The sequence below is a fragment of the Burkholderia sp. 28_3 genome (assembly GCF_003253915.1).
Classification (GTDB): domain Bacteria; phylum Pseudomonadota; class Gammaproteobacteria; order Burkholderiales; family Burkholderiaceae; genus Burkholderia; species Burkholderia cenocepacia.
On sequence record NZ_QKZF01000014.1, the window covers coordinates 83,701 to 99,838 of the forward strand.

Below are 16,138 nucleotides of genomic sequence, written 5' to 3' on the forward strand. Positions count from 1 at the left end.
GTGTTGCGGGTGTTGTTCTGTTTCAGTGAATCAATGCGTCAGTGCGCGATCGGCGACACTTCGAAGACGCAGTGGTCGTGATGCTCGGCCGCACACTGCACTTCCTTCGATTGCGCGCGCGGCGCGCCCTTGCCTTCCGGCGTCGTGTCGTTGACCCAGTCCATCGCACCGGCGAACCAGCCCGCGAACATGTAGCAGAGCTTGCCTTCCTTGCCCGGCTGCTGGAGCACGAACGACGAGTGGCGCAGTTCGATCTTCGCGCGGGCGCTCGCCGGATCGGCCTCGATGATCGAGAACAGGCCCCAGCCGCGTTGCGACAGGCGCTTCAGGTAGTGCTCGAACACGGCCATGCCGGTCAGGCCGTGCAGCTTCGCTTCCTTGTCGCACCAGTGGTACGCGGACTTGTAGCCGGCCTTGTAGAGGATTTCGGCATACGCTTCGACGCCGAGCGCTTCCTCGACGGCGACGTGGTTGTTCGTGAAGAAGTGGCGCGGCACGTACAGCATCGGCAGCGCGTCGGTGGTCCAGACGCCGGTATCGGGATCGACGTTGATCGGCAGTTGCGGTTGCATCGTGGTGACTCCGTGAGGAAAGTGGCCGCGCGGTTCAGTGCGCAGGCGCGACATCGTCCGCGCGCCAACGCGGCAAGCGTTGGCACGTCCCGATTTTTTTATGTTGAAACGCGAGTAGCGGGTTCGGCGGGAGTGGCGCTTACGCGCCCCACACGTCCTTGAACACGCGCACCCAGTTCTCGCCCATGATCTTGCGGATACGCGACTCCTTCCAGCCGTGGCGTTCCATCGCCGCGGTCAGGTTCGGGAATTCGCCGATCGTGCGGATGCCGTCCGGGTTGATCACCTTGCCGAAGTTCGTCAGCTGGCGATAGCGGCCCTTGTCATGCGTCAGCATGTCGAAGAATTCCTTCGCGAAATCCTGCGTGAAGTCCGTGCCGATGCCGACCGCGTCCTCGCCGATCAGGTTCACGACGTAGTCGATCGCCTCGATGTAGTCGTCGATGTTCGCTTCGATCCCGCGCTTCAGGAACGGCGCGAACATCGTCACGCCGACGAAGCCGCCCGCATCGGCGATCTCCTTCAGCTGCGCGTCGCTCTTGTTGCGCGGATGCTCCTTCAGGCCCGACGGCAGGCAGTGCGAATAGCACACCGGCTTCTTCGAGAACGCGATCGCTTCCGACGACGTGTTGCCGCCCACGTGCGACAGGTCGACCATGATGCCGACGCGGTTCATCTCGGTGATCACTTCGCGCCCGAAGTCCGACAGGCCGCCGTCGCGCTCGTAGCAACCGGTGCCGACCAGGTTCTGCGTGTTGTAGCAAAGCTGCACGACGCGCACGCCCATGTCGGCGAACGCTTCGATGTAGCCGAGGTTGTCCTCGAACGCATGCGCGTTCTGGAAGCCCAGGATGATCCCGGTCTTGCCTTCCTTCTTCGCGCGGAAGATGTCGTCCGTCGTGCGCACGAGCGTCAGCAGCTCGCCGTTGTCGCGGATCTTCTTCTTCATCACGCCGATGTTGTCGACGGTCTTGGTGAAGTTCTCCCACACCGACACCGTGCAGTTCGCGGCCGTGATGCCGCCACGGCGCATGTCCTCGAACACCGGCTTCTCGAACTTCGAGATGTTCAGTCCGTCGATGATGATGCTGTCCTGATGCAGCGTGCTCATATCTGCTCTCGCTCGTGTGACTGTTCTTGTGGGGGTCGATCAGTAGATCGGGAAGCGCTCGCACAGCGCGAAGATCTCGCGGCGCACGCGCTGTTCGGTTGCGTGGTCCCCTTCCGGGTTCGCGCGCAGCGCGTCGAACACTTCGAGGATCAGGCGGCCGATCTCGCGGAACTCCGCGACGCCGAAACCGCGCGTCGTCCCCGCCGGCGTGCCGAGGCGAATGCCCGACGTGACGGTCGGCTTCTCGGTGTCGAACGGGATGCCGTTCTTGTTGCAGGTGATGCCCGCGCGTTCCAGCGCCTGCTCGACCGGCGCACCTTTCAGGCCCTTCGGGCGCAGGTCGACCAGCAGCAGATGGTTGTCGGTGCCGCCCGTGACGAGATCGACGCCGCCGGCCTTCAGCACTTCGCCGAGCGCCTGCGCGTTCGCGAGCACGTTGTCGATGTAGGTCTTGAAGTCCGCGTGCAGCACCTCGCCGAACGCCACCGCCTTGCCGGCGATCACGTGCATCAGCGGGCCGCCTTGCAGGCCGGGGAACACGGCCGAGTTGATCTTCTTCGCGATCTCCTCGTCGTTGGTCAGCACGAAGCCGCCGCGCGGGCCGCGCAGCGTCTTGTGCGTGGTCGACGTGACGACGTGCGCGTGCTCGACCGGGTTCGCGTGGCGGCCCGCGGCGATCACGCCCGCGATGTGCGCCATGTCGACCATCAACTTCGCGCCGACGCTGTCGGCGATCGCACGAAAGCGTGCGAAGTCGAGCGCGCGCGGGTACGCCGAAAAGCCGGCGATGATGAGGTTCGGCTTGTGCTCGTGCGCGAGCGCCTCGACCTGGTCGTAATCGATCCGCATCGTGTCGCGGTTCACGCCGTACTGGACCGCGTTGAACCACTTGCCCGACAGCGCCGGCTTCGCGCCGTGCGTCAGGTGACCACCCGCGTCGAGCGACATGCCGAGCACCGTGTCGCCCGGCTTCGCCAGCGCGAGCATCACCGAGCCGTTCGCCTGCGCGCCCGAGTGCGGCTGTACGTTCGCATAGCCGGCGTTGAAGATCTGCTTCACGCGGTCGATCGCGAGCGCCTCGACTTCATCGGCGAATTCGCAGCCGCCGTAGTAGCGCTTGCCGGGATAGCCTTCCGCGTACTTGTTGGTCAGTACCGAGCCCTGCGCCTCGAGCACGGCGCGCGACACGATGTTTTCCGACGCGATCAGCTCGACCTGCGACTGCTGACGCTCGAGTTCCTTCAGGATGGCGCTGCGCACCGGCGCGTCGCGCTCGGCAAGGGGCTGCGAGAAGAAAGGCTGGGTGTTCGACATAGTGCGTCCGTGACGAAGAATAAAGGGCTGTAACCGAAGCTCAAGGCCCGCCGTGCCTGGGTTTCCCGCTCGTCCAGTGCAAGGCTGCCGACGGCTCTATTCTTGTCGTTCGGATTTTCGGCGGATTGATGAATTTAGACGCGTTCTTTGCCTTTTCCGCCATGCACGTCCGTTTTATACAAGTGACCGGTCGTGCTTTTCGGGATGACCTGCCGAAACGGTATCGATGATTCACCTATGGACACGCACACCGGCAGTGCGTTTGCCGCTCATTCGGGGTGCGGCTTGTCCCGGATACGGTGCAGTGCAGCATCGGCCTTACGCCCAGACAACGTATGGAGCTAGGGTTTAGCCGTATGGCACGCTTGTTGCGCTCGCTCACACAATACCGCAGCCCGATCCGTGCCCCGGGCGAAAAGCTATTAGAGATTCAAGGAACGCTCCCCATGTCGCCCGACCGCACAGCGTCGCTGTCCCACTTCGCGTTCATGCCTTTACCGAACTTCACGATGATCGCGTTCACCAATGCGATCGAGGTGCTTCGGATGGCGAACTACCTGAGCGGCCAGCCGCTCTACCGCTGGTCGGTGATCAGTCCGGACGGCGGCCCGGTCACGGCGAGCAACGGCCTCACGGTCGATACGGGCCCGGCCGAATGCGCGGGGCAACCCGACATCGTGTTCGTCTGCGGCGGCGTCGACGTGCAGCGTGCGACCACGCCTGCCCATCTTTCGACCCTGCGCCGCTTCGCGCGCGCGGGCATCCCGCTCGGCAGCCTGTGCACGGGCACCTATGCGCTCGCGAAGTCGGGGCTGCTCGCGGGCTACGCATGCGCGATCCACTGGGAGAACATGTCGGCGCTGAAGGAGGAGTTTCCGGACACGCGCTTCCTGAAGGAACTGTTCGTGATCGACCGCGACCGCATCACGTGCACGGGCGGCGTCGCGCCGCTCGACATGATGCTGAACCTGATCGCCGCGCGCGTCGGCACCGCACGCGTCACGCAGATCGCCGAGCAGTTCATCGTCGAACACGTGCGCGACACGAGCGCGCAGCAGCGCATGCCGCTCGTCGCGCGCCTCGGCTCGGCGAACAAGTCGTTGTTCGAAGTGATCGCGCTGATGGAGAACAACATCGAGGAGCCGCTGTCGCGCGAGGAACTCGCGCGGCTCGCGAACATGTCGCAGCGGCAGTTGCAGCGCCTCTTCCGCGAGCATCTCGGGATGACGCCGACGCACTACTACCTGACGTTGCGGCTGCGCCGCGCGCGCGAGCTGCTGCTGCAGACCGACATGTCGATCATGCACATCACGATGGCGTGCGGGTTCCAGTCGGCATGCCACTTCAGCAAGAGCTATCGCGACGCGTTCGGCGTCGCGCCGACGCGCGAGCGCCGCAAGCAGGTCGCGCCGCTCGCGCAGGGGGCGGCGAGCGCAGCGCCGGCGTTTCCGGCGCATGTGCTGCATGCGTGAAGCGGGCAGCATTTGAAGCAAAAAAAGCGGCCTTCAATCAAGGCCGCTTTTTGCTGGTACTTACGATCCCCACACCTGCATTTCATCGAGCGAGTACCCCCACTGCGTCGCCCGCTTCGTGCCGAGCATCCGCACGTAACGGCCCTGCCCGTTGAGGTTCGGCAGCGTCACATGGCCGTACGACACGCCGTTGCTCGTCGAGTAGATCGTCGTCCAGTTCGCATTGTCGTTCGACGTCTGGATCTGGTAGACGAGCGCGCCCGCGTCCCAGTACAGATCGATGCTGCTGATCGTCTTCGTCGCGCCGAGATCGACGGAGATCCACTGCGGATCGACGCCCGCGCCTTCCGGCGAATCCCAGCGCGTGCTCGTCGTGTTGCCGTCGAATGCCTTGTCCGGCGTGAGCGACGCGTTGTAGCTCGCCGACGCCGCGGCCGGCCGCCCCTGCGACAGCAGCGTGCGCGCCGCGGCCGGGCCGCCGTAGTAGTTCGCCCCGAGCTTCGCCTTCGTCGCATCCGCATTCACGCCGAACTGCGACAGGCTCCAGCGCTGGCCGGTCGACACGTCGCCGACGTAGAGCTGATAGCCGCCCGCCGTCGTCGACGAGAAGAACAGGTAGTTCGTACCACTGACAGGCGCCGGGTCCGAGTTGTTGCTCATGCAGTCGTTGAGCGCCAGCGCGCTCGGCGTCGACGCCGGGTCGGCCGTCTTCGCGTAGATCTGGTCGGCCCCGCCGCTGTCCTTCCAGCGCGCGTAGTACACCATGCCGTCCGCACGCACGGTCGGGTAGTACGTCTGCAGCCCGGCCGGACGATCGAACACGGCGGTGACGCCGGTCGCGATCGTGCGCTTCATCAGCCCCATGTTCGAGCCGGTGCCGGTCGCGTAGTACACGGCGCTCGCGTCCGGCGCGAGGAACGGCATCGAGTATTCGGCGCCGGCCGGCGCGTTCGTCAGGCTCACGATCGACGTGAACACCGGGCCCGCGCTCGTGTACGACAGCGTCGCCTGCTTGACGTCGCCGTTCTGCTTGAACACGAGCGTCTTGCCGTCCGCGCTGAACTTCGGGTCTTCGTTGCGCGTGGCGCCCGTGCTGTGCGTCATGTTGACGGGCGGCGTGCCGGCGCCGAGCTGCAGCATGAACACGTTCCATGCGCCGTTGCTGATCCCCATGAACGCGAGCCACTTGCCGTCGGGACTGAACACGCCGTTCATCGGATCGGTGATGCCCCACGCGCTCTTGCTGAGTTGCGTCAGCGTGCGGGCCGAGAAATCGTAGAGGAACAGCTGGCTCGTGCCGTCGCCGTACTTGACGTAGCTGTGATAGACGAGCTTGCCGGTCAGCGCGGCGGGGAACGTCGCATTCGGCTGGGCGGCGGGATTGTTGACGCAGGCTGCGGCTGCCACGCCGCTGAACAGGTTGAGGGCGAGGCCGGCCACGAGGCCCGCGACGAGGGTCTTCAATTTCACGCTGGATACTTCCGGGTAAGGTAAGGACTAGGACGGCCGCAGAAAAGGACCCGCGCGGAAAGCGCGGGCGCCACGGATCCGCCGTCGGGCAGCGTGAATTCCGTATCGGTCGGACATCGGGAACAAAACTTGCGGGAGTGTGCCTTCTGGTCAGACGAAAGAAAAGGATCAGAGGACGCCTGAAACATACGGATCAGCGATTTGGGGCGCGCTTGCACGTGACGGCTGCCGTACTACTCTTTGTCATCGAGGCCCGATCGGCCCGGGGGACAGGCATGAAGCGCTATGCGGTGCTGGCACAGACGATCGCCGACGCCATCCGGCGCGGCGACCTCGCGGCCGGCGCGCGCATCCCGACCGTGCGAGCGGCATGCCGCGCGTATCGCGTGAGTCCGTCCACCGTGTTTCGCGCGTACTACGCGCTCGAAAGCGAGGGCCTGATCGTCGCGCGGGCGCGCTCCGGCTATTTCGTGGCGAACCTGGCCGACAAGCACGTGCGGTTCGGCCACGATCCGCCGCGCAAGCCAGGTGCGGCACAAACCGGCGACGACGACGCGTTGTTCCGCCTGCTCGACTCGCTCAAATGCGACGACGTCGTGCCGCTCGGCTCGGCATTCGCGAGCTATTCGCTGTTCCCGATGAGCAGCCTGTGGCGTCACGTCGCGTCGGCCGCCCGCAACATGGACCGCGGCAAGCTATTGGCGGGCTTGCCGCCCGGCTACGACGCGCTGCGCCGCCAGATCGCGTTGCGTTACCTGAATGCGGGCGCGTCGCTGCCGCTGGAGGAGATCGTCATCACGACGGGAGCGATCGAGGCACTGACGCTCAGCCTGCAGGCGCTGACGCGCCCGGGCGACATCGTCGCGATCGAACGGCCGGCATTCCACGCGGTGCTGCAGGTCGTCCAGTGCCTGCACCTGAAGGCCGTCGAGATTCCGGTCGACCCGCGCACGGGCCTCGATCTCGACGCGCTCGCCGAAGCGCTCGACACGCATCCGGTGCGCGCGTGCTGGTTCATGACGTCGTTCCACAACCCGACCGGCGCGACGCTGACCGACGAGCGCAAGCGCGCGCTGATCGAGCTGCTCGCGTCGCGCGGCGTGCCGCTGATCGAGGACGACGTGTATGGCGAACTGCAGTTCGGCACGGCCCCCACGCGCCCCGCGAAACTGTATGACGACAGCGGGCTCGTCCTGCATTGCGGGTCGTTCTCGAAATGTCTCGCGCCCGGGTTCCGGATCGGCTGGGTCGCGGCCGGCCGCTTCGTGCGGCAGATCCGTCAGGCCAAAGGCGCGAGCGGGCCGGCCGCCGACGTACCCGCGCAGATGGCGATTTCGAGTTACCTGCGCGACGGCGCATACGACCGGTTCCTGCGCAAGCTGCGACGCAATCTCGCCGCGCACCAGGCTCAGATGCTGTCGGCCGTGCGCGCGTATTTTCCGGCTGACACCGAAGTGTTCGCGCCGCGCGGCGGATATTTTCTGTGGATCGAACTGCCGCCGCACATGGATGCGATGCACCTGTTCGACGACGCGATGGAGAGCGGTGTCAGCATCGCGCCCGGGCCGATCTTCTCCGCGACCGGCGGCTTTCGCCGCTATCTGCGGCTCAACTACGGGCGGCCGTGGACACCGGCCGTCGAGCGCGCGCTGGAGACGCTCGGCACGCTCGCGTCCCGGCAACGGCACGGCGGCTAGCACGAGACGGGCGGCACGAAATGTGCGGCACGCGACGCGCGACATGCGCCTTGCGTTTCACGCGCGAACGACCAAGAATGAAGCGGCAGGCAGCCGCGGACGAACGGGTTCCACGCGTCCGATGTTATGGAGAATGACATGAACACCGCATGCGAACGACCGCCGATGTGTAACCCGACGATGGCGCGCGCCGGTCGCTGACGATGCGCGTCCTGCCCAACCGGCGTGTCCGCGCGCGCGATGCCTGGCGGGCCGTGCTGAACACGCGCGCCGAATCGCGGCACGCCGCTTGCTGCCGCTGCCGCGAATGCGGTTTCGTGGCGTTCCGCGCGCTCGAGCATTGCCCCGTCTGCGGTCAGTGGAACTGGCCGTTCGAGTCGATTGGCCACACACCGGCCGACGCGCGTGCCGCGCATGCGCCGCGGTCGTTCCATACATGGTCGTCGCGCGTCGCCCGAGCGCTGCGCAACGCGGCTTTCCAGCGGCCGCGCGCATCGAGCGCGCCAATCCTGAGCATACTGACGCTCGTGCTGCTGGTCGGCGGCTACGTGATGGTCGACCAGACCTGCAAGGCCGATCCCGTCTGTCGGGGCTCCGGTGTGCCGGGCGCCGTCGCGACCGGAGCCGTACTTCAAGCGTCGAACGAGCCATTGATACCGGTCGTGCCGGCACCCGTCTACCCGTTTCATTCGACCGATGAAACGGCGGTGGCAGCCCGTCCGCCACTGGCCAATCCGCCACAGGACGCCCCGCTCGCCGGCAAACCCGCGCGCCGGATGGCGGTTGCACAGGCCGCGCCGTCGTTGCGCGCGCCTGACCGGACGCGCACCGGCGCGGTCCGCGTCGCCGACTGGAAAGACAACCGCGACACCGCCCATCGCACGCGTGCGATCCGCCGCGTCAGCCTGCACACCGGGCGGACACGTCGCGCCGCGGCCAGCAACGCCGAACTCGCGAAGCTCTATCGCGGCCACTGAGCGCGCGATCCGGGCCCGCGTGCCCGTCGATTCAATTTTCTAAACCGCCCCTCACGAAACCTCGTTTGTGCCGCGACGGACGCATGACGTTCAATGGGTCATTCGCCCGCGCCGGCGCGTATCGCACGCCGGCGCAGTCCGATCCACCGAACGGAGTCTGTCGATGAATGCACTGCAGCTCGTGACCCTGGCTGCCATCTGGGGCGCGTCCTTCCTGTTCATGCGCATGGGCGCGCCGGAATTCGGCGTCGTCCCGCTGATCGCATTGCGCGTCGCGATCGCGGCCGTGCTGTTGTCCCCGGTGCTGCGCGATGCGCAAGCGCGGCACGAATTCCGCGCGCACGTCGTGCCGCTGTTCGTCGTCGGCATCGCGAACTCGGCGCTGCCATTCTGCCTGCTGACCTATGCGGCCCTGTTCGTGACGGCCGGCACCGATTCGATCCTGAATGCAACGACCCCGCTGTGGACCGCGATCGTCGCGTACGTGTGGCTGCGCGCGCCGCTGACGAAACCGCAGGCGATCGGCCTCGCGCTCGGCTTCGCCGGGGTCGTCGTGCTCGCCGGTTCGGCGCTCGGCACCGGCACGCCCGGCGCGCCGAGCGCGATCGCCGCCGCGATGCTCGCGACGCTGTCGTACGGGTTCGCGGCGCATTACTCGAAGCGCAAGCTCGCGAACGTGCGGCCGTTCGTGTCCGCGTTCGGCAGCCAGTTGTTCGCGGCCGTCGCACTCGTGCCGCTCGCGCTGCCGATGTGGCCGCACGGTCCCGTGCATGCGTCCGCATGGATCGCGGTGGTGTTGCTCGGCGCGATCTGCACGGCGGTGGCCTACCTGCTGTATTTCGGGCTGCTTCGCAGTGCGGGCGCGCAATACGCGGCGTCGGTCACGTTCCTGATTCCGGTCTTCGGCGTGGTGTGGGGCGCGATCTTCCTGCACGAGACGATCACCGTGCAGACGGTCGCCGGGTGCGCGATCATCCTGCTCGGCACGGCGCTCGCGACCGGCAAGCTCAAGGGCTTCGCCTCGGCTGCCGTGCGCGGGTCAAGCCAGTAGATCGGAGGCGTCGCGCTCGTCGCGGCCGATCTCCCGCGCCAGCCAGTCGCTGAACGCGGCGATCTTCCACTCGTGCTGGCGCACTTCGCTGCATACGACGTAATAAGAAAACTCGGTCGGCCAGGGCCGCGCCAGCACGCGAACCAGCCGCCCGGCCGCGACTTCGTCGCGCGCATAGATGTCGCGCACCAGCGCGATGCCCTGCCCGGCGACCGCGGCCCTGATCAGCAACGCATCCTCGCTGAAGCTCGCGCCGCGCGGCGCGCGTGCGTCCTCGATGCCCTGCGTGCGCAGCCACAGCACCCAGTCGGCGCGGTCGGCGTCCTGCAGCAGCGGGTACGACAGGCAATCGGCGGGGGCGTCGATCGGGCGCGCGGGATCCAGCAGTTGCGGGCTGCACACGGGCCACAGCTCCGGCGTCCAGATGCGGAACGATGCATGCCCGGGATAGCGGCCCAGCCCGTGCCGGATCGCGACGTCGACGTAGTCGCGGCGCAAGTCGACCAGTTGCGCGCGCGTCTCGACGGTGATTTCGATTTCGGGGTACGCGGCATGGAACGAACCGAGCCGCTGCACGAGCCACGTGTTCGCGAACGACGCGGTGGTCGTCACCGCGAGCCGGACGATGCGCCGGTTCGCGCCGTGCACGCTCGCCCACGCGGCCTCGATCTCGTTGAAGCCGCCGGCGAGCTGGTCGAACAGCGCGCGGCCGGTGCCGGTCAGCTCGAGTTCGCGGCCGGTGCGCTCGAACAGGCGCACGGCGAGGCGATCCTCGAGATTGCGGACATGCTGGCTGACGGCGCCCGGCGAAATGCAGAGCAGGTCGGCCGCCTGTTTCATGCTGCCGCAACGCGCCACTTCGACGAACGTGTGCAACGCGGCGAGGGGAAGTGACTTGGCCATCCGTGGAGCGCCGCCGCGCGGCGGTGGAGGGTTCGGGAACGGGCGATGATTATCGCAGCAATTGCGCGGCCCCGCCTTTGCTCCGGCAACGAAAACGGGCGGCCCGTTTCCGGAACCACCCGCTTCGTGTGGCGCGTGTCGAACGCTAGTGCATTACGCCGCCAGCAACCCGTGCGGGTCGATGACGAATTTGCGCGGCGCGCCGCCGTCGAACTTCTTGTACCCTTCCGGCGCCTGATCGAGCGAGATCACTTCGACGTTGACGATCTTCGCGATCGGCAGCCGGTCGAACAGGATCGCCTGCATCAGGTTGCGGTTGTACTTGAGCACCGGCGTCTGGCCCGTGAAGAACGAATGCGACTTCGCCCAGCCGAGGCCGAAGCGGATGCTCAGGCTGCCGTGCTGCGCGGCCTTGTCCTTCGCGCCCGGATCGTCCGTCACGTACAGGCCCGGGATGCCGATCGCGCCGGCCGGGCGCGTGATTTCCATCAGCGAGTTCAGCACCGTCGCGGGTGCTTCCTCCGCATGGCCCGACGAGCCGTGGCCGTGCGCCTCGAAGCCGACGCAATCGACCGCGCAGTCGATCTCGGGCACGCCGAGGATCTGCTCGATCTGCTCGCCGAGCGACGCGTCCTTGGACAGATCGACCGTCTCGAACCCCATCGCCCGTGCATGCGCGAGACGTTCCGCGTTCATGTCGCCGACGATCGTCACGGCCGCGCCGAGCAGGCGCGCCGATGCGGCCGCCGCCATCCCGACCGGGCCCGCGCCCGCGATATAGACCGTCGAACCGGGTTTCACGCCGGCGCTCACCGCACCGTGATAACCGGTCGGCAGAATGTCGGACAGGCAGGTCAGGTCGCGGATCTTCGCCATCGCCTGGTCGCGATCCGGGAATTTCAGCAGGTTGAAATCGGCATACGGCACGAGCACGTACTCGGCCTGGCCGCCGATCCAGCCGCCCATGTCGACGTAGCCGTACGCGCCGCCGGCACGCGACGGGTTCACGTTCAGGCACACGCCCGTATGCGTGTCCTTGCACATCGCGCAGCGGCCGCACGCGACGTTGAACGGCACCGACACGAGATCGCCGAGCTTCAGCGTCTCGACGTCGCGGCCCACTTCGACCACTTCGCCGGTGATCTCGTGACCGAGCACGAGGCCGACCGGCGCGGTCGTCCGGCCGCGCACCATGTGCTGGTCGGAGCCGCAGATGTTCGTGCTGACCACTTTCAGGATCACGCCGTGGCCGATCGCGCGGCCGCTCGGGTCGACCATCTTCGGATAATCGATTTTCTGGACTTCGACCTGGCCCGGTCCAAGATAGACGACACCTCGATTGCTGCTCATCGTATTGTCTCCATGTCTCGTTGGATGGCGCCGCGGCGCGCCGGCCCTTGCGGCGCACGCGCAACGTGCTGTTCGAGAGTAGTCCGGGAGGCAGGGGCGCCGATGTCTCAAACGCGACATGCGTTTGATCGGCGCCGACATCGATGGCGGAAATACGAAAGTCGGGCGGGAATCTACCGGGGGCCGGACCGGCCCTTGCGGCCGGCCCAACCTCGACGGGCCGGCGCTACCCGCCCTGATTCTCGCGGATGATCGCGGCGGCGGCCGCTTCCGCGTCGCTCGCGACGCCGTCGTGCACGCGCGTGCTGACGGCGGGCGTCGGCGGCTCGCTGTCGAGCGCGTGGCCGTTGCGGTCGTGCGTGTCGACCGTCGCGCGCATCGACAGCCCGACGCGCAGCGGATGCGCGGCGAGATCGCGCGGATCGAGCGCGATCACGACCGGCACGCGCTGCACGACCTTGATCCAGTTGCCGGCCGCGTTCTGCGACGGCAGCATCGAGAACGCGCTGCCCGTGCCCGCCGAGAAGCCCTGCACGCGGCCGCGATAGGCGATGCGCGAGCCGTAGAGATCCGACACGACCTCGACTGGCTGCCCGACGCGCATGTGGCGAATCTGCCCTTCCTTGAAATTCGCCTCGATCCACAGCCGGTCGAGCTGCACGATCGACATCAGCGGCACGCCGGGCCCGACCTGCTGGCCGACCTGCACCGAGCGCTGCCCGATCGTGCCGTCGACGGGCGCGACGATCGTCGTGCGCTTCAGGTTCCGGTACGCGAGCTTGAACTGCGCGGCCGCCTGCACGACGGCCGGGCTTTCGTCGACGGGCAGCTTGCCGCCGAGCGCGCGCGCCGCGTCGAGCTGCGCCTGCGCGGCCGCAAGGTTCGCCTGCGCACCGGCCACGGCCGCGCGGGCCCGTGCCAGTTCTTCGGGCGCGACGATCTCGACCGATGCACCCGAACGCGCGGCGAGCGCGCGCTGCGCCAGCGACAGGTCGGCGCGCCGCGCATTCACGGCCTCGACGTACATCGTGTTCGAGATCTTCGCGTTCGCGACCTGGCGCACGGCCTGCGCGAGCTGCGCCTTCGCCTGCGCGAATGCGACGGACGCCTCGGTGTCGTCGAGCCGCACGAGCGCCTGCCCGGCGCGCACGGCCTGCGTATCGGCGACCACCACGTCGGTCACGGCGCCCGGGATCTGCGCGGCGACCTGCACGATGCTGCCCGCGACGTACGCGTCGTCGGTGTCTTCGTAATAGCGGTCGCTCAACAGCCAGTACGCGGTCCATGCGATCGCGGCCAGCAGCACGATCGCGAAGAACACGGTGAAGCGCTTGCGGCGCGTCGCGCGGCGCGCATCGAGGGCCGGGTCGTTCAGCGCGGCAGGCGGCGCGGCGGAATGAAGGTTGTCGTGGTGCATCAGTCGCTTTGCGTAACGATCAGACGATCGTGCTGGAAGACGGGAATCGCGGGCATCGGCGACGCGCTCCGCGCCGGACTCGCCGCGGCCGTGCGCGCGAGCACGGGCGTGCCGCGAGGCGCTGCGTCGGGACGGGTCGCGCCGATCGTCGACGGGCGCGCCGTGTCGTCGCCTCGCGCGGATTCAGGGGCGGGCGCGGCCCGCGTCGTGGCGAAGGCCGGCGACATCGCCGTGCGCGCCGTACTGGCCGCCGGCGAGTCGTTCGAAGGCCCCGCCACCGTCGCCCGGTTCGCGGCCACGGCAGTCGCGGCCCCGCGCCGGGCCGCCCCGCCGCGCGCCTGATGCACGGCCGGCGTCTGCGCCTGCGAGACCGTTGCGCCCGCATCGAACCCGCCGCCCAGCGCGCCGATCAACCCCACGCGGAGCGTGCGCTGCTTGCCGAGCAACGCGATCATCTGCGTGCGCTCGTCAATCAGCGTGAGATCCGCGACATCGACGTCCTTCTGCATCAGCACGCCGCGCCGATGCCGATCCGCCGCGATCTGCACGATCTTCTGCGCGGCCGCGACCGCCTCCTGCTGCTGCGCGACGAGCGTCTGCGACGTCTGCAGCGACGTGACGAGTTGCGCGACCTGTCCGAGCGCGTCGTCGACGGTCTTGTTGTACAACCCGATCGCGACGTCGGCTTGCGCGACGTCCGCGCCGAGCTTCGCCTTCAGCCGGCCGCGATCGAAGATCGGCAGCGAAATCGCCGGGCCGACGGAGCCCGCGAGCGAATCGCGCGAGAACAGCGACGCCGGCGTCAGTGCGAACACACCGCCGAGCGCGACGAGGTTCACGTCCGGATAGAACTGCGCGCGTGTCGAGTCGGCATTCGCGAACGCGGCCTCGACCCGCAGCCGCGCGGCGACGATGTCGGGCCGGCGGCCGAGCAGATCGGCCGGCAGCCGCGCCGGCACCGCGCCGCCCGCGAACACGCCGACGCGCGGCCGCTGCAGCGCGAGCCCGCGCTCCGGGCCACGGCCGGACAGCACGCCGAGTTGCAGTTGCGCGAGCTTGATCTGCTCGTCGTTCAGCGCGATCTGTTCGAGCAGGCGGCTGCGCTTGATCGACGCATCGCTCGCGTCGTACGCGTTGTCGAGGCCGCGCGCGGTGCGCTCGCGCAGCACGGCCGTCACGCGCTGGCTGATCTTCAGCTTCTGCTGCAACAGGTCGCGCACCGCGTACGCCTGGTCGAGCTGGCAATACACGGTGACGATCGCGACGGCGAGCGTGAGCCGCACCTGCTCGGCCTCGACGCCGGCCGCGTCGCGCAACGACATCAGGCTCTTCGTCGCCGCGCGGTTCTTGCCCCACAGATCGAGCTGGTAGTTCAGCCCGACGAAGATCGAAGACGGCGACACGTTCGGATCGCCGAAAATCTGCACCGGCACGCGATAGCCGCCGGCCGTCACGTCGGCGATGTCGCCGGGCTTCGGCATCCGTGCCCGGCTGATCGTCGCGCCGGCCGTGCCCGTCAAACCGGTCAGAGAATCGAATTGCTGAAGCTGTGCCTGCGCGATCCTCAGCCGCGCCTGCGCGACCTGCAGGTCGGGGTTGTGCTGCGACGCCTCGGCGACCAGATCGTCGAGTTGCGGATCCTGCAACTGCTTCACCCAGTCGGGCGCCGGCCACGCGCCGTTCGCGCCCGGGCCGGCGGTATGCGCGAGCGCATCGTCGGCCGGCGCGCGCAGCGACAGCGACGGCAGGAAGCCCGACGGCACGCATCCGCCCAGTGCGAGCATTGCCGCGGCGGCCGCCGCGATCAACGAACCGCCCTTCACGCCCCGCGGCACACCCGCCGCTTGCTTCGTCGGCTGCATCGTCACCCCTGTCGAACGCGCTGCGCCCGCGCGGCCAGACGCGGCCGCGTGCGCTCGAGCGGGCCGAGCCGGCCGAACAGGCCGTCCGCGACGCCGAACAGGATGCCGGCCAGCTTCGCGCGCTTGTCGCGCTCGACGAGCGCGATCTGCACGACCTGCCACACGGTCAGCAGGTTCGGCACGAGCGCCACCGGAAAGCGCAGCCCGTACTGCATCCCGAGCTGCACCGCATTGCGCGCGCTGTAGTAGCGCCGTTGCCACGAGTGATTCATCGACGTCATTTCAAAAGGGCCGATCGCGTGCCGCTGCTTCGCGCCGATCCGGTGCGGCAGCACCAGCGACGGCACGACGTAGAGCGGCACGTTGCGCGCCAGCGCGCGGAAGCTGTATTCGGTATCGACGTGATCGATGAACAGCGTCTCGTCGAACCGGCCGAGCACGTCGAACGCGTCGCGCGACACGACGCAGCCGGACGAGATCAGGAATGCGCAGCGCTGCATCGGCGTGCCCGGCTCGATGCGCAGGCGGCGCAGGCCGATGCCGTTGGTCGCGAGTTCGGGCAGGAAGCTGCGCGCGTTCTCGTCGAAGATGCGCGGGCCGGCCAGGAACGCGCGCCCCGCGAGCCCCGCGCAGACGTCGCGCATCGTCGGAAAATACGCGGCCGGCACCGACGAATCCTGGTCGAACAGCGCGACTGCGTCGACGCGGTCGCGAAACAGCGCCGCGAGCCCCGCGTTGTACGCCCCCGCGATGCCGCCGCGATTGCCGTGATGCAGCAGCGCGATGCCTTCGCGTGCGCACAGTTCACGAGCCCGCGCATCGGGCTGCGGCGTGTTGTCGACGACGAGCAGCGCGTCGCACGCGTGCCGCCATCCGCGCAGCGCGTCGAGCTGCGCGTCGCTCGGGTGATACAGGATCACGAGTGCGCCGAGTGTCGTCATG

Annotated in this window: 14 protein-coding genes; 4 read left to right on the plus strand and 10 right to left on the minus strand. The window is 68.0% G+C overall.

Annotated elements, in window-relative coordinates:
* Positions 1–38 precede the first annotated feature (38 nt).
* The 3 genes from DFS13_RS25730 to DFS13_RS25740 form a co-directional block, all read right to left on the minus strand.
* A complete protein-coding gene (locus tag DFS13_RS25730) occupies positions 39–572 on the minus strand; it encodes a DUF5943 domain-containing protein (RefSeq protein ID WP_006488993.1) in 534 nt (177 codons plus the stop codon).
* Between the two features lie 139 nt (positions 573–711).
* Positions 712–1,683: a dipeptidase gene (locus tag DFS13_RS25735; RefSeq protein ID WP_006488981.1), complete on the minus strand. Its 972-nt coding sequence runs from the start codon at positions 1,681–1,683 to the stop codon at positions 712–714.
* A 39-nt stretch (positions 1,684–1,722) separates the two neighbouring features.
* Positions 1,723–2,997: a serine hydroxymethyltransferase gene (locus DFS13_RS25740; RefSeq protein WP_006488995.1), complete on the minus strand. Its 1,275-nt coding sequence runs from the start codon at positions 2,995–2,997 to the stop codon at positions 1,723–1,725.
* A gap of 356 nt (positions 2,998–3,353) precedes the next feature.
* Here DFS13_RS25740 and DFS13_RS25745 point away from each other — a divergent pair, with 356 nt between their 5' ends.
* Positions 3,354–4,469, plus strand: coding sequence for a GlxA family transcriptional regulator (locus DFS13_RS25745; protein ID WP_077175816.1), 1,116 nt, complete (start codon positions 3,354–3,356; stop codon positions 4,467–4,469).
* Between the two features lie 60 nt (positions 4,470–4,529).
* On the opposite strand, the gene DFS13_RS25750 is transcribed toward DFS13_RS25745, so the two are convergent.
* Positions 4,530–5,939 carry a discoidin domain-containing protein gene (locus DFS13_RS25750; RefSeq protein WP_006498743.1) on the minus strand — a complete coding sequence of 470 codons (1,410 nt, stop codon included), beginning with the start codon at positions 5,937–5,939 and terminating at the stop codon, positions 4,530–4,532.
* 275 nt (positions 5,940–6,214) lie between these two features.
* On the opposite strand from DFS13_RS25750, the gene DFS13_RS25755 reads away from it, so the two are divergent.
* Positions 6,215–7,636 carry a PLP-dependent aminotransferase family protein gene (locus tag DFS13_RS25755; RefSeq protein WP_006498742.1) on the plus strand — a complete coding sequence of 474 codons (1,422 nt, stop codon included), beginning with the start codon at positions 6,215–6,217 and terminating at the stop codon, positions 7,634–7,636.
* Here the strand turns inward: DFS13_RS25755 and DFS13_RS40900 are convergent.
* The gene (locus tag DFS13_RS40900; protein WP_227739688.1) at positions 7,633–7,920 is read right to left on the minus strand and encodes a hypothetical protein; all 288 of its coding nucleotides are present in this window, start codon (positions 7,918–7,920) and stop codon (positions 7,633–7,635) included. The two genes, DFS13_RS25755 and DFS13_RS40900, sit on opposite strands and share 4 nt — an antisense overlap.
* Between DFS13_RS40900 and DFS13_RS25760 the strand changes: the two genes are divergently transcribed.
* Together DFS13_RS25760 and DFS13_RS25765 are read left to right on the plus strand one after the other, a co-directional pair.
* Positions 7,840–8,613: a hypothetical protein gene (locus DFS13_RS25760; protein ID WP_069352590.1), complete on the plus strand. Its 774-nt coding sequence runs from the start codon at positions 7,840–7,842 to the stop codon at positions 8,611–8,613. The two genes, DFS13_RS40900 and DFS13_RS25760, sit on opposite strands and share 81 nt — an antisense overlap.
* 163 nt (positions 8,614–8,776) lie before the next feature.
* On the plus strand, positions 8,777–9,664 hold the full coding sequence (locus tag DFS13_RS25765) for a DMT family transporter (protein ID WP_006498738.1): 888 nt from the start codon (positions 8,777–8,779) through the stop codon (positions 9,662–9,664).
* Here the strand turns inward: DFS13_RS25765 and DFS13_RS25770 are convergent.
* The 5 genes from DFS13_RS25770 to DFS13_RS25795 all read right to left on the minus strand — a co-directional run bounded on the left by DFS13_RS25770 (position 9,653) and on the right by DFS13_RS25795 (position 16,137).
* Positions 9,653–10,567 (minus strand): LysR substrate-binding domain-containing protein, encoded by a 915-nt coding sequence (locus tag DFS13_RS25770; RefSeq protein WP_060211967.1) that lies wholly within the window; start codon positions 10,565–10,567, stop codon positions 9,653–9,655. The genes DFS13_RS25765 and DFS13_RS25770 overlap by 12 nt on opposite strands.
* A gap of 153 nt (positions 10,568–10,720) precedes the next feature.
* Positions 10,721–11,917, minus strand: a complete 1,197-nt coding sequence (gene fdhA / locus DFS13_RS25775) for a formaldehyde dehydrogenase, glutathione-independent (RefSeq protein ID WP_006488979.1) — start codon at positions 11,915–11,917, stop codon at positions 10,721–10,723.
* 226 nt (positions 11,918–12,143) lie between these two features.
* On the minus strand, positions 12,144–13,334 hold the full coding sequence (locus tag DFS13_RS25785; RefSeq protein WP_048985123.1) for an efflux RND transporter periplasmic adaptor subunit: 1,191 nt from the start codon (positions 13,332–13,334) through the stop codon (positions 12,144–12,146).
* Complete coding sequence (locus tag DFS13_RS25790; protein WP_340139920.1) at positions 13,334–15,118, minus strand: efflux transporter outer membrane subunit; 1,785 nt, start codon at positions 15,116–15,118, stop codon at positions 13,334–13,336. The genes DFS13_RS25785 and DFS13_RS25790 overlap by 1 nt, the downstream gene beginning before the upstream one ends.
* Before the next feature lie 80 nt (positions 15,119–15,198).
* Positions 15,199–16,137 (minus strand): glycosyltransferase family 2 protein, encoded by a 939-nt coding sequence (locus DFS13_RS25795; RefSeq protein ID WP_006482184.1) that lies wholly within the window; start codon positions 16,135–16,137, stop codon positions 15,199–15,201.
* Position 16,138: the final 1 nt, after the last annotated feature.

Coding starts and splice junctions, on each gene's coding strand:
- DFS13_RS25730 (WP_006488993.1), bottom strand. CDS start 572: ATGCAACCGCAACTGCCGATCAACGTCGATCCCGATACCGGCGTCTGG.
- DFS13_RS25735 (WP_006488981.1), bottom strand. CDS start 1,683: ATGAGCACGCTGCATCAGGACAGCATCATCATCGACGGACTGAACATC.
- DFS13_RS25740 (WP_006488995.1), bottom strand. CDS start 2,997: ATGTCGAACACCCAGCCTTTCTTCTCGCAGCCCCTTGCCGAGCGCGAC.
- DFS13_RS25745 (WP_077175816.1), top strand. CDS start 3,354: ATGGCACGCTTGTTGCGCTCGCTCACACAATACCGCAGCCCGATCCGT.
- DFS13_RS25755 (WP_006498742.1), top strand. CDS start 6,215: ATGAAGCGCTATGCGGTGCTGGCACAGACGATCGCCGACGCCATCCGG.
- DFS13_RS25760 (WP_069352590.1), top strand. CDS start 7,840: ATGCGCGTCCTGCCCAACCGGCGTGTCCGCGCGCGCGATGCCTGGCGG.
- DFS13_RS25765 (WP_006498738.1), top strand. CDS start 8,777: ATGAATGCACTGCAGCTCGTGACCCTGGCTGCCATCTGGGGCGCGTCC.
- DFS13_RS25770 (WP_060211967.1), bottom strand. CDS start 10,567: ATGGCCAAGTCACTTCCCCTCGCCGCGTTGCACACGTTCGTCGAAGTG.
- fdhA (WP_006488979.1), bottom strand. CDS start 11,917: ATGAGCAGCAATCGAGGTGTCGTCTATCTTGGACCGGGCCAGGTCGAA.
- DFS13_RS25785 (WP_048985123.1), bottom strand. CDS start 13,334: ATGCACCACGACAACCTTCATTCCGCCGCGCCGCCTGCCGCGCTGAAC.
- DFS13_RS25790 (WP_340139920.1), bottom strand. CDS start 15,118: ATGCTCGCACTGGGCGGATGCGTGCCGTCGGGCTTCCTGCCGTCGCTG.
- DFS13_RS25795 (WP_006482184.1), bottom strand. CDS start 16,137: ATGACGACACTCGGCGCACTCGTGATCCTGTATCACCCGAGCGACGCG.